13 protein-coding genes are annotated in these 12,852 nt (G+C 50.5%); 5 read left to right on the top strand and 8 right to left on the bottom strand.

The window, feature by feature from the left end; genetic code table 11:
- The first annotated feature begins 94 nt into the window (after window positions 1-94).
- From AC51G0_RS03220 to xni, 3 genes are all read left to right on the top strand, one after another.
- Window positions 95-1,654 (top strand): GGDEF domain-containing protein, encoded by a 1,560-nt coding sequence (locus AC51G0_RS03220; RefSeq protein WP_496300650.1) that lies wholly within the window; start codon window positions 95-97, stop codon window positions 1,652-1,654.
- 239 nt (window positions 1,655-1,893) lie between these two features.
- A complete protein-coding gene (gene ppnN, locus AC51G0_RS03215; protein ID WP_496300649.1) occupies window positions 1,894-3,267 on the top strand; it encodes a nucleotide 5'-monophosphate nucleosidase PpnN in 1,374 nt (457 codons plus the stop codon).
- A 112-nt stretch (window positions 3,268-3,379) separates the two neighbouring features.
- Complete coding sequence (gene xni / locus AC51G0_RS03210; RefSeq protein ID WP_496300648.1) at window positions 3,380-4,153, top strand: flap endonuclease Xni; 774 nt, start codon at window positions 3,380-3,382, stop codon at window positions 4,151-4,153.
- Window positions 4,154-4,225: 72 nt separating this feature from the next.
- On the opposite strand, the gene rlmM is transcribed toward xni, so the two are convergent.
- From rlmM to AC51G0_RS03185, 5 genes are all read right to left on the bottom strand, one after another.
- Window positions 4,226-5,308 carry a 23S rRNA (cytidine(2498)-2'-O)-methyltransferase RlmM gene (rlmM, locus tag AC51G0_RS03205; RefSeq protein WP_496300647.1) on the bottom strand — a complete coding sequence of 361 codons (1,083 nt, stop codon included), beginning with the start codon at window positions 5,306-5,308 and terminating at the stop codon, window positions 4,226-4,228.
- A gap of 9 nt (window positions 5,309-5,317) precedes the next feature.
- Window positions 5,318-5,707 carry a DUF423 domain-containing protein gene (locus AC51G0_RS03200; protein ID WP_496300646.1) on the bottom strand — a complete coding sequence of 130 codons (390 nt, stop codon included), beginning with the start codon at window positions 5,705-5,707 and terminating at the stop codon, window positions 5,318-5,320.
- The gene (locus AC51G0_RS03195) at window positions 5,697-6,383 is read right to left on the bottom strand and encodes an alpha/beta family hydrolase (protein ID WP_496300645.1); all 687 of its coding nucleotides are present in this window, start codon (window positions 6,381-6,383) and stop codon (window positions 5,697-5,699) included. The genes AC51G0_RS03200 and AC51G0_RS03195 overlap by 11 nt, the downstream gene beginning before the upstream one ends.
- Window positions 6,376-7,284, bottom strand: coding sequence for a transcriptional regulator GcvA (locus AC51G0_RS03190; RefSeq protein ID WP_496300644.1), 909 nt, complete (start codon window positions 7,282-7,284; stop codon window positions 6,376-6,378). The genes AC51G0_RS03195 and AC51G0_RS03190 overlap by 8 nt, the downstream gene beginning before the upstream one ends.
- Window positions 7,285-7,418: 134 nt before the next feature.
- Window positions 7,419-7,646: a hypothetical protein gene (locus AC51G0_RS03185; RefSeq protein ID WP_496300643.1), complete on the bottom strand. Its 228-nt coding sequence runs from the start codon at window positions 7,644-7,646 to the stop codon at window positions 7,419-7,421.
- A 34-nt stretch (window positions 7,647-7,680) separates the two neighbouring features.
- On the opposite strand from AC51G0_RS03185, the gene csdA reads away from it, so the two are divergent.
- Entirely contained in the window at window positions 7,681-8,901 is a 1,221-nt protein-coding gene (csdA, locus tag AC51G0_RS03180; RefSeq protein ID WP_496300642.1) for a cysteine desulfurase CsdA, read from the top strand.
- A 276-nt stretch (window positions 8,902-9,177) separates the two neighbouring features.
- Window positions 9,178-9,606: a cysteine desulfurase sulfur acceptor subunit CsdE gene (gene csdE, locus AC51G0_RS03175; protein ID WP_496300641.1), complete on the top strand. Its 429-nt coding sequence runs from the start codon at window positions 9,178-9,180 to the stop codon at window positions 9,604-9,606.
- A 217-nt stretch (window positions 9,607-9,823) separates the two neighbouring features.
- Here the strand turns inward: csdE and tcdA are convergent, their stop codons facing one another.
- From tcdA to AC51G0_RS03160, 3 genes are all read right to left on the bottom strand, one after another.
- Window positions 9,824-10,633 (bottom strand): tRNA cyclic N6-threonylcarbamoyladenosine(37) synthase TcdA, encoded by an 810-nt coding sequence (gene tcdA, locus AC51G0_RS03170; protein ID WP_496301860.1) that lies wholly within the window; start codon window positions 10,631-10,633, stop codon window positions 9,824-9,826.
- Window positions 10,634-11,020: 387 nt separating this feature from the next.
- Window positions 11,021-12,115 (bottom strand): murein transglycosylase A, encoded by a 1,095-nt coding sequence (gene mltA / locus AC51G0_RS03165; RefSeq protein ID WP_496300640.1) that lies wholly within the window; start codon window positions 12,113-12,115, stop codon window positions 11,021-11,023.
- A gap of 146 nt (window positions 12,116-12,261) precedes the next feature.
- Complete coding sequence (locus AC51G0_RS03160) at window positions 12,262-12,663, bottom strand: DUF2850 domain-containing protein (RefSeq protein ID WP_496300639.1); 402 nt, start codon at window positions 12,661-12,663, stop codon at window positions 12,262-12,264.
- Window positions 12,664-12,852: the final 189 nt, after the last annotated feature.

Genomic DNA, 12,852 nt, shown 5'->3' with positions numbered 1-12,852 from the left:
ATTGTTCTACCAATTTTGCTAGCATGTTTCGTCGCTCAGAGACTAAACTGCTGATAAGAAAGGGTCCACACTGGTAAGGTAATTTTATAACAACGTGACTGATATAAACGCCGTAGCTTCTGAAGTGAGTAAATTGAGGCTACGTTTAGACCAAGCTCAATTATCCTATCGCGACGCTTCGCTGAAGTCCCGTCGTGAGATTGTGATACTCAAGCGTTTGATCAGCCGTTTATCCGTTGCCTGCCGCGGGTTGGACAGTGAGCTCGACAAAAAACTGAGCGAACTTCGTATCGAGCTTGAACAGCAAAAGGATATCAGCAAACTAATTCCGCGTTTAGCCATCATTGAGCGCCTTGTCACCCGCCAAGGAAACTTCACCGAAAAAGAAAACAACCAGCTAAAACAGCAGGTTAATCAAAGTGGCGAAACCCTGAAGCGGGTTCCTGGTTTGCCGGCACAGCTTAAACGAGAACTGCGTAATTTACTGGGGCAACCCTCTGATACTCTGGCCCAGACTCACCAGCAGGCCATCCGGATCTTAGAATTATACGAGCGCGCCCTGAAGCTGATGTCCGTTTCCAGTGATGCCATGGTAATGAAAGATACCCTGGATCACGACCTGCAGCTTCAGCTGACCAGTGAACTGCAGCAGCTAATCACCGAGCTCGACTTTGAAGGGGAGCCTGGTGACAAGCTACTGACAATTCGCAACCGCCTTCTGATCGGCGTGACGCCACAAACCCTGATTGAACTTTCCCTAGAAGTACTGCGCCTGGTACTCGATGGTACCCGCCAAGAACGCCGCTCGTCACAGCAGTTTCTCGACGGCGTGAATAGTGATTTGGCCACGCTACAGAAAACCACCAACCAAAGTGTCGGCCAAAGCGAAGCACTGTACGAACATCGCAGCGAAATGACCTCCGAGCTTGCCAGCTTGGCCAGTACCATCCGGCAAGGGTTGAGCGATCAGAAAAACCTTGAACACTGGCGCCCGACACTCACCGAGCTCACCAAGGAGCTGCTGGTACTCGCCGAGCGTAACCGGGCTCTCGAGAAACGCGAGAAAGCATTGGTCGAGCAACTGGGCTATAACGAAACAAAAATCCATAGCCTATTTGAACAAACCCAGGACTACCGCCGTCGGCTTAATGACCAAGAACGGAAAATGTTCCTCGATAACCTGACCCGGGTATACAACCGTGCAGCCCTTAATGATCGCCTAGAACATGAATATCGCCGCTGGCTACGCTACCAGCACCCGGTATGCGTCGCGATGATCGATATTGACCAGTTTAAAGAGATAAACGACAGCTATGGTCACCTTGCAGGTGACAAGGTACTAAAAATCATCGCCCGAACGATTCGCCAAACCTTAGGTGAAACTGATTTTATTGCCCGCTTCGGGGATGACGAGTTTATGATTATTCTCCCGGATATCAACGAGGAGGAGCGTAATAAGTGCCTCGGAAAAATCCGAGAAACTATTACCCAGCTGCCTTTCCGCTTCCGTGAGCAGAACGTTTCTATCAGTGTATCCATTGGCGCGACCCTGTTTGACGGTAATGACACCCCAAGTGATGTTGTTGAGCGTACCGACAAAGCGCTGTTCAGTGCCAAGAGTACTGGCAGTAATCGCATGCTGTGGATTTCCTAACCCCTTCTTTTCTGCATAATTCTTCCTGAGCCATCATCTGGCACATCAATTTCTGGTCAAATTACGATTCCCTGTGTATTGTGAAATAACAGACTGATTTTTAAGAAACATATGCAATAACGCACATTACTTAAAAACACCTCTGAGATTTTTCTCTCTCCGGCTCTGCTTGCTTACTCTTATTAAAATAATACGAACACCGTGAGTAAAGCCGTTTCATCGTGACCAGGGAGGTAACCATGATTACTCACATCAGTCCTGTCGGTGCCATGGATCTACTTTCACAATTAGAAGTAGACCGCCTAAAGGCAACGGCATCCAGTAATTTATACCGCTTGTATCGTAACTGTTCGTTGGCAGTACTTAACTCAGGTAGCCATACCGACAACTCCAAAGAGCTACTGGAGAAATATAAGAGCTTTGATGTCAACGTTATGCGCAGGGAACGCGGGATCAAGCTCGAGCTCATGAATCCTCCAGAGCATGCCTTTGTCGATGGTAGGATCATCCGCGGTATCCAGGAACATATGTTCGCGGTACTGCGGGATATCGTCTACGTCAATATGCATGTCAAGCAGCGCAATGATATCAACCTGACCAGCGCACCGCATATCACCAACTTTGTATTTAGTGTACTGCGCAACGCCCAAACAGTGCGTTCTGGCGAAGATCCCAATATTGTTGTTTGCTGGGGTGGCCACTCCATCAACCCGATAGAATTTCAATATACCCGTGAAGTCGGCCATGAACTGGGGCTTCGCGAACTTAATATCTGTACCGGCTGTGGGCCAGGAGCAATGGAGGGGCCTATGAAAGGGGCTGCCATCGGCCATGCCAAGCAACGCTATGCAAAAAGCCGCTTTATTGGCCTGACCGAGCCATCTATCATTGCCGCCGAGCCACCTAACCCGATTGTCAATGAACTGGTGATCCTACCGGATATCGAAAAGCGCCTCGAAGCCTTTGTCCGTGCCGGCCATGGTATTGTCATTTTTCCGGGGGGCGCGGGCACGGCCGAGGAGCTACTGTATATCCTTGGCATTCTGATGCACCCGGAAAACAACCACCAACCATTTCCTCTAGTATTGACCGGACCTAAAGAGAGCGAACCATATTTCCGTACTCTCGACAGCTTTATCCAGGACACTCTGGGCGAAGCGGCAACCAAGCACTATGAGATCATCATTGATGATCCCGCCAAAGTGGCCCGGGTGATGAAAGCAGCGATGCCACTGATCAAAGAGCAGCGGCTGGCTACCGGCGATGCCTACAGCTATAACTGGTCGCTGAAAATTCCACCGGAGTTCCAGCTGCCGTTTGAGCCAACCCATGACTCAATGTCCAGCCTCGACCTGCATATGAATCAGCGCCCCGAACACCTGGCCGCCAATTTACGCCGGGCGTTCTCAGGGATCGTCGCCGGCAATGTCAAAGAAGAAGGGATTAGAGAAATAGAACGTAAGGGACCATTCCAGATCAATGGCGATATTGCGCTCATGAAACGGATGGATAAGCTACTGAAAAGCTTTGTTGAGCAACAGCGTATGAAGCTGCCCGGTTCAAAGTACGAACCATGCTATGAAATCATCACCAACCCGGGCAACGGCAAATAGCTGGAAAGAAATTGTCTCGGGAATAATGCTACCAACGGTTACACTCTGACAGCGCAATGCGTACAATAAAGGGCCTATACCGGCCCTTTTTTGATCAACGTTAATCGCCATTATGTCTATCCATCTTGTTGTTATTGATGCCCTAAACCTTATTCGACGCGTCCATGCTGCCCAGCCAGGGGAGCCCGATGTACAAAATACTGCTCGCGTATGCTGCCAGGCACTGGGCAAAATCATCAACAGTAGTAACCCAACCCATATTGTGGCCGTATTTGATCACCACGGTGAAGACCGGGGCTGGCGCGCTGATCTGCTACCGCATTACAAAGAAGGCCGCAAGCCAATGCCGCCGGAGTTGCTTGCAGGGATGGATGAAATCCAGGATGCCTTTATGGCTATCGGGATCGACTCATTGCTGTCTGATGGCGATGAGGCCGATGATTTAGTCGCAACCCTGGCACTGAAAGTGGCCGATCGCGGCCAGCAAGTCACGATTGTTTCAACCGACAAAGGGTATTGCCAGCTGCTACGGCCAACGCTGCGTATCCGGGATTACTTTCAGCAACGCTGGCTCGACAGCCCATTTATCGAAAAAGAGTACGGGGTTAAGCCCGAGCAGTTACCGGACTATTGGGGACTGGCCGGGATCAGCTCCAGCAAAATCCCCGGCATCCCGGGTATCGGTCCGAAAGCAGCCGTTGAGCTACTCTCGTTGTACCCCAACCTTGAAGCGATTATCGCCGCCGATGATTTACCGGCCAAATGGCAGAAAAAAGTTGGTGAACACCATGACATGGCTACCGCTAGCAAGCAGGTCGCCTCGCTGAAAACCGATCTCCAGCTGGGTTTTAACCTGCAAGATATTCGCTATCAGCAGCCAGGCTAAACACTAAGACCAAAAACGCCATCAACAATGATGGCGTTTTATTATCGCTTGCAGCTAGAACACAGTTCTCTATTAATGTGGCGAGCGGTTATCCAGGCGTTGGATGTGTACCGTAATTTCTTCGCGATCGTGATACAGGTGTTTGGCCTGTAGCTTGAACTTCACGCCATTCTGCGTCATGTACTCTTTCAGGTTTTCGATATCCTGCAGCACTTCGTCATAACGGCCTTTCATTGGCAGCTTGAGGTTGAAAATAGCCTCTTTCGCCCACGCCTTGATCATCCAGTCACCCATCAGATGTGCCACGCGAGCCGGCTTCTCAATCATGTCACAGACAATCCAGGTGACGTTCTTGCGTGCAGGTTCAAATTTAAAGCCATCGACTTCATGGTGCTTCACCTGGCCGGTATCCATCAGGCTCTGCGCCATCTGACCGTTATCAATCGAATGGACAAACATCGAACGCTTCACCAGCTGATAAGTCCAACCGCCCGGGCAAGCACCCAGATCGACACCCCACATCCCCGAAGCCAGTCGCTCGTCCCACTCCTCGCGCGGAATGAAGACATGGAAAGCTTCTTCCAGCTTTAGCGTTGATCGGCTTGGCGCATCAGAAGGGAATTTCAGGCGCGGAATACCCATAAAGAACTGTGAGTTGTTGTTCGATAGCGAATAACCAACATAGCAACAGCCCGGGGCGATAAAGCAAATATGGAGCACAGGCTTCCATGCGTTATCTTTCGCATACAGGATGTCTTTTTTACGCATTACCTGACGCAGCGGTACCGTAAACTTACGGCAGAACTTCAATAGTTCCTTTGCTTCATTAGTATCCGGGGTTTCAACCCGAAGCTCACCACAACGCGGGAAGCCTTCAACCGCTTCAAGGATCGGTGAGATACGATCATCCTGCGGTAAATCCGTCAATAATGGCGCCGCCGCAAACATCTGGCGAGCAAAAATCAACGAAGAAAATGGCTGTAGCTTAATGAATTTCTCGGCATCACCCTGCTGATAAAACTCAAATACAACATAACCGGTATTGCTTTTCGCCCGAGGAAAACCATACAACTCCAGTTTGTTTGCTTTGTCCTGAACTTCACCGGCACATTCTTTTTCAAAGCCTGGACGACAGTACAATATAACGTGATTCACTTTGAACCCTCAAGCTGAGCGCCAGGCAGCCACTGCAAGCGCCACCCAGCCAATAATAAAACACATGCCCCCTAATGGTGTGATGGGGCCGAACCATTTTATCTCCGTCAGCGCCAACGCATACAGGCTGCCACTGAAGAATAAAATACCCACTGTAAAAAACAGGGCTGCGTATAATACCGCTTTTGTCGGCATAATGCGTGCCCAGATTCCACATCCCAATAAGGCCAGGCTATGCCAAGCCTGATACTGGACACCGGTTTTAAATACATCCAGCAAATATGGCGCCAGCTGGGCCTTTAAGCCATGGGCAGCAAACGCGCCCAGTGCGACCGTGATTGCGCCACTTAAGGTTGCGAAAAGTAAGATGATTCTTGGCATCTGAGTGTTAGGCAGCATCAACACACTCCTTGATAAAGGCGGCCAGTAACTCAACCGTTCGGTCCCGGTTCTGCTGCTCGGTATAGCCCGATGCTTTTCTTGGTTTAAAGCTATGATCACCGTCGGGTAGAAATTTCACCGCAACAGAATCTGCATATTCCCAACCTTCCACTTCAGGTCGGGTACCAAACGTATCGCGTTCTCCCTGCAAAATGAGTGTCGGCAAGGTTGCTACTTTCAGGTGCTCGCCGCGAAAGTTTTCCGGTTTGCCCGGCGGGTGAAAAGGAAAGCCCAGACACGCGACGCCCTGCACTTTCGCCGTGCAGTTTTCAACATCGGGTGACTCTGCTGCAACATCGCTAACCATAATACTGGCCATGCGCCCGCCCATCGACTTACCGCCAATCACCAGTTTACCATCGGCAAAAGCATCAATATGGTGCTGGAAATCAAGCAACAATTTGGGCTGGCGATCCGGTGGGCGTTTTTTGCCGTCTTCCCGGCGTTTCACCATATACGGGAAATCAAAGCGCACCACCCGGATCCCCTGCTTGGCCAAACCGTGTGCAATAGCTGTCATGAACTCATGATCCATCCCTGCCCCGGCACCATGGGCAAACAAGAACGTGGCGACGGCACCGTCGCCCTCCGGCCCATCAATTAAGTATTCAGGCAATGTTTGCATATCAGACATCCGGCATATCCTCTTGTTCACGGGCAGCTTTAGCCAGTACCCAATCGCGGAAGATCTGGATACGGCCGGTTTCAGCCTGCTTCTCCTGGCACACTAGGTAGAAGGCATTCTTGCTCATCAGCACCTCGTCAAACGGGCACACCAGGCGTCCTGCTTCCAGTTCGGGCTGGGCCAGCACATTATTGCCAAGCGCAATGCCCTGGCCATGCACGGCAGCCTGCAGCACCATGGTCGAGTGGCTGAAAATTGGCCCCTGGTTGACATTGGTACCGACAATTTCATGGTGGCGGACAAAGTTTTTCCATTCTTTACGCGACGTATCATGGAGCAAGGTATGATGTTTCAGATCCGTCAGCGTGCGCAGCGGTTTAGATCCCGCCAGTAACATTGGCGAACAGACGGGTAGCAGAAATTCCTGGTAGAGCTTGTCGGCACGCAGCCCCTGCCAGTTACCGCGGCCATAATAAATAGCGACATCGACATCATCAGTCAGGGATCCTTCATCAAGATCAACGGCTTTGATCCGGACATCGATATCCGGATGCTGCCCATTAAAATCGGCCAGTCGCGGCACCAGCCATTGGATCGCAAAACTAGGAGGTAAACTAATGGTTAACGCTCCTTTCGCGCCGCGTTCCAAGACCTTATCCGTGGCATCTGAGATTGCAGAAAAGATGTCTTTGATGTCGAGAAAGTAGCTTTGCCCCTCCTCAGTCATCAGTAATGAGCGGTTTCTCCGGCGAAATAATTTGAGCCCCAAAAATTCTTCAAGGGCTTTAATTTGGTGGCTTACAGCAGCTTGTGTGACAAATAACTCTTCGGCTGCACGGGTAAAACTCAAGTGTCTTGCCGCAGCTTCGAACACTTTCAGTGAGTTTAGTGGAGGTAAACGTCTCGACATAGTCTTCCTGCATTAGTTTTTTTTATGCTAAACATTATAAATTGTCCATTGTTCAAGTGCTACATAAACCCTATGATTTGCTTCGCAATGGTGAGGGAGGTTCAGTTTTCTGCTCTCAGGCGATTAACTCTCGCTCATAGTTGCGATGTTGTGTTTGCATATTGTCCGGGTTGTGCCGGACAGGTAGTCAATCTACCAATTTTACTTCCTGTATTTTTGACCTGTCTGTCAAAGTTTATTGTTGGCACTGCGCCCCAACGCAGTGCTTTTTTTTTATCTCGCTTTCCTGGCGATACCACGCACCCCTTCCCAGTACCATTATAATTAACCTTAGCCCTTGCTCTTACGGCAAATAATGGCATGATCGCCACCTTCTATTTTGCAATGTGACTCACCATGACTGCTCAATTTGATATCAACCAAATTCGCCAACAGTTTCCGGCACTCGCCCAAGACTGCAATGGTCAGCCCCTCGTCTACCTCGACAGTGCGGCAACCACACAAAAGCCTAAAATTGTTATCGAGACGATCCAGCAGTATTACAGTGGTCACAACGCCAATGTCCACCGCGGCAGCCATACCCTTACCGCGGCCGCAACGGCGCAGTTCGAACAGGCACGAACCATCGTGCAGCAGTTCATTAACGCCAAGCAACATAAAGAAATTATCTGGACCCGCGGTGCCACCGAAGCCCTGAACCTGATTGCCCAGACCTATGCCCGCCAGAACCTGAAACCGGGCGATGAGATCCTGGTCAGCGAGCTAGAACACCACGCCAACATCGTGCCGTGGCAAATCGTCGCCGAGCAGACCGGTGCCAAGGTGGTCAAAATTCCGATGAGCACAGACTGTACCCTCGATATGGACGCTTTCCGCCAGCGCCTCGGCAGCCAGACAAAAATTGTTGCCGTCGCCCATATCACCAATGTCACCGGTACCCGTAACCCAGTCGAAGAGATCATTGCTGCCGCCCACCAGCAAGGAGCGGTAACCGTGATCGACGGCGCCCAGGCCGTGGCCCATGAAAAAGTGGATGTCCAGGCCCTCGATGCCGACTTCTATGTCTTTTCCGGCCATAAGATCTTTGCCCCGGCAGGTATCGGCGTCCTTTACGGTAAATATGAACTACTGGAAGCCATGCCACCGTGGCACGGTGGCGGCAAGATGGTAGAGAAGGTGTCATTTGAGGGCACGACTTTCTCGGCCCTGCCGGGCAAATTTGAGGCCGGGACACCCAATGTCGCCGGTAGCCTGGCACTGGCTGCAGCCATCAATTGGCTAACTGACCTGGATCACCAGGCTGCCGAGCATCATATCCACATGCTCCGCCAGCAGGCACTGGATGGGATTAAAGATATCGACGATCTGCGTATTGTCGGCCTTCAGCCCGATGCTAGCCTGTTTTCCTTTGTCGTTGACGGGGTCCACCACCAGGATATCGCCACCTTGCTCGACCAACAAGGTATTGCGTTGCGTGCCGGACATCACTGTGCCCACCCGATGCTGGACGCTCTGGGTTTAACCGGCACCTTACGGGTATCACTGGCACTGTATAATACCGAGCAAGACGTTGAACGCTTTATTGCTGCGCTGCACAAGGCATGCAGCATGCTCTAGGGCCTGTTGACCTTTCGTCGCCTTGTCCTGCTGGAGGCAATTTTTCACGATAACAAGGCGGAGGTATTCAGTCATAGCCATCTATATTGATATTCCGACAACGCAGCTAGCGGGAAAGATAGCCCCAGCCCTTCGGGTAGAGGCTAAAATGGCTTCATTCTGCGTTACTCAGAACTTATTTAGCGAACTAAACCGCATTCTTCGTGCCTTGCCTGAAGACCTTTTTAGTCTCTACAGGTGTGGCGCTGAAAGATCAACAGGCCCTTGGAGAGACCGATGACACTACCCACCCACCCTTTCGGCACGGAAATTACTACCGATACCATCGTGGCCCAAATGCAGGCCGCCAATGGCTGGGAAGACAGATACCGTAACGTCATCCAGCTCGGCAAGAAGCTACCTGCGCTGCCGGAAACGCTCAAGCAAGAGCAGTTAAAAGTGAGCGGCTGTGAAAGTCAGGTCTGGCTGACCCATCAGCAGGATGGGGAGATCTTCCATTTTGCGGCTGATTCTGATGCCCGTATCGTGCGCGGCTTGATCACCTTGGTATTAGCTGCTTATGAGGGGAAAACCGCGGCTGAAATCCGTGAGTTTGATATCGACAGTTACTTCGACAACCTAGGACTAATCGCCCACCTCAGCCCATCGCGCGGCAATGGCCTAAAGGCGATTGTCGAGCAGATTAAAACGCTAGCCGGAAACTAACGGCTGCGCCTTGGAAGCGAGATAGCGGGTTACGCTTCGCTCCGGGAAGCGGGAATGAAAAAAGCGAGAGTCTGGATGAACTCTCGTTTTTTTGTTTTTAATTACGGGTCCTATTGTCCTGGGTCCTGCAGGTTTCAGAAACCTGCGTACTTAAGCTAAGCTCTTGCTCTGCCTAGAACCTAGGGCCTGCTTTTCCTAGGACCTATAGTTAACCGCTCTACTTAGAATGCTTTGCGATCAGCTTCTGCAGGATCCGTGACACGGCAACAAAACCGAAGGTTGCTGTCACCATAGTGGCCGCACCAAAGCCACTGGCACAGTCCATTCGTTTAGGGCCTTCTGCCGTTGCTTTGATATTGCATACCGAACCATCCGCCTGCGGATACTTCAGCTGCTCGGTCGAGAACACACAATCGATACCAAATTTACGCTTTGGGTTTTTAGGGAAGTTATGATGGCGGCGCAAGGTATCACGTAACTTCTTCGCTAATGGATCTTGAATGGTTTTGGTCAGATCCGTAATTTGAATTTGCGTTGGATCCGTCTGGCCACCCGCACCACCTGTGGTGATCACCTTGAACTTATTACTCTTACAATAAGCCAGCAATGCCGCCTTGGGTTTCATGCTGTCAATCGCATCGAGTATGTAATCGTAGCGACTATCAATATACTCCGGGATATTTTCCGGGGTAATAAAGTCATCAATCAGGTTAACCTTACATTCCGGATTGATCAGCTTGATGCGCTCCGCCATTACTTCAATTTTGCTCTGGCCAACCGTCCCTGTCATCGCATGGATCTGACGGTTGATATTGGTGACACAGACATCATCCATATCAATCAGCGTCAGCTCGCCGACACCTGAGCGCGCCAGTGCTTCTGCGGCCCAAGACCCCACGCCACCGATACCAATTACACACACATGGGCAGCACGCAGTATTTCTACTTCGCTATTGCCATATAAACGGCGGGTGCCACCGAAACGCTGGTTGTAGTTGTCTGATGCTGGAGCTTCTAATTCGCGCATAAGTTTTTCACTGCTAGCTAGGGCCTGTTTATCTTTCATCGCCTTTCCTGCTGGAGGCGATTTTTCCTGATAACAAGGCGAAGGGATTCAATCATAGCCATCTATATTGACATTCCGACAACGCAGTTAGCGGGAAAAATAGCCCCAGCCCTTTGGGTAGAAGCTAAAAAGACTTCACTCTGCGTTACTCAGAACTCATTTAGGCGACTAAACTTCATTCTTCGTGCCTGGCCTGAAGACCTTTTTAGTCTCTACAGGTGTGGTGCTGAAAGATAAACAGGCCCTAGGGTCGTTCAGATAAAGAATGAGCGCGTTTTATACGCGCTCTGATGACAATTGTCCAGCCTATGAGATAGGCCAACAGGTAGGCTCATAGGACGTGTAAGGCTACTGTTCTGCTGTTAACCAGAGTTGTTCGGTGACACTCCCCTGCAGACCCAACTTCCAGACCCGGCCGAAGTGCTTGTAGTGGCCAGCGTCAATACCAGCCTGCGTCCCCATCCCATGGTACAGGTCGAGGTGGTTTTTCTTCACCGCGCCGCCGGTATCAAGCGCCATTAATAATTTAAGCACATGCTGCCCGTTCCAGTTGCCTTCACTATCGAGCTGTGGCACTTCTGCCAGCAGTACACTGCCCATCGGCAGGTATTTGCGGTCGGCTGCGACAGAGGCATGGGCCTGCAGCGGGATCCCGGCCGTCCCCATGACATCAAGGCTCTCTTGCGGCTTGAAGAACACATAAGACGGGTTCTGCTCCAGCAGTTCCCGCACGGTCGCTTCATCCTGTAATTTCACCCAGTCCTCGATAGCTTTCAGCGACATTTTCTCACGAGGCACTTCTCCTTGTTCAATCAGCACCTTGCCAATACTGACATAACGGTGGCCATTCTTACCGTTGTAGGCGAAATACTGCAGCTGATCATTATCGTCAAAGTGGACAAAACCGCTACCCTGGACCTCCATCATGAACACATCCAGCATCGACGCACTGTATCCCAGTTCAAGCCCTTGTCCTTGCAAGGCACCAGAATAAATTTCCGCCCGAGTTGGACATTCTTCCTCACAGGCAGGCATGGCGTAGACCGGATAACGGAATATCTCATCCTGCTCATGACGCAGTTCAATCACCGGTGAAAAATAACCGGTAAACATGACGTTCCCATTGCTGTCTCCCCCGCCCATTTGCGCTACCTGAATACCAAAGTTCCCCAACTGTGCCGGATCACCGCTTTGCTCGGCCCAGTTTTCAACCTGGCGATACAAAGCCTGGTATTGGCCAGCCATTGCCGGGGATCGCTCGGTCACCAGCGCCATCTGCCGGCTGAACTGGCTGTAGTCCCTGGGTTTATCAGACTCTACCGTCGATACCTGATTAAGCACCTGATCAAAGCTGCCATCCAGATACTGCTGACCTCGGTCAGTCGGCTTGGCACACCCTGCCAAGCCAAAAATTAACATTGCAATTGTAGCGTTACGAAACACGGTAAAGACCTATTGAAATTATGTGGAGCAATATCGCCAAGTATGCCTAAAGCGATTGGTGCAATAAAGTAGGGATATTTTACAAAATATGTAGGTAGCTATGTCAGCGCTTTGTTTTTTATGACAAATGGAAGGAAAAGAGGCAATTATTCATGCACGCCTTCACGTAAAGCTTCTCGGGAGCCTTCACGGGAAAACGATGAAACATAGTGGGCAGGCTGCTGACGGACCAGCTGATCAGATAGATAGGTATAAATGTAGATATCTTCGCCCTGGCGGTATGTCAGCGTACTACCGTCCCATTCATACTGGGTGTTGACCAGGCGGCCATCAACAAAGACGCCTTCCGGGCGAAGTTCAAAGCGGTCTGCCACATAGGGGGCTACATCACGCTCAACCCAAATACCATTAATACTGATCACATGCTCTGCCCCAAGCACCTCACGGCCAATGGCACCGACAGCCAGCAACGCGGAAAAGATAAGCCCGGCAATGATACTCGCCACGACAAAGGCGAACTGTATAGATTTATACTGAACTTTCTTCATTTTGCTGTTAAATCATTATAATTAAAAATAAATATACCTCATCACAGGCCGTACAAAGGCATAAAGCTGAGCAAGAAATACAATAACGGGATCTTGAATCCAAAAACGCGATACAGTGTTGATACTGTATTTCTTGAATACCGAGAAATATTTAGCCACTATATTTGCATAATTATTGCTTTAATCCGG

The sequence above is a fragment of the Photobacterium sp. HL06 genome (genome assembly GCF_059552575.1).
Note: the sequence above shows the minus strand (reverse complement) of the source record. Positions and strands in the feature narration are given on the sequence as shown.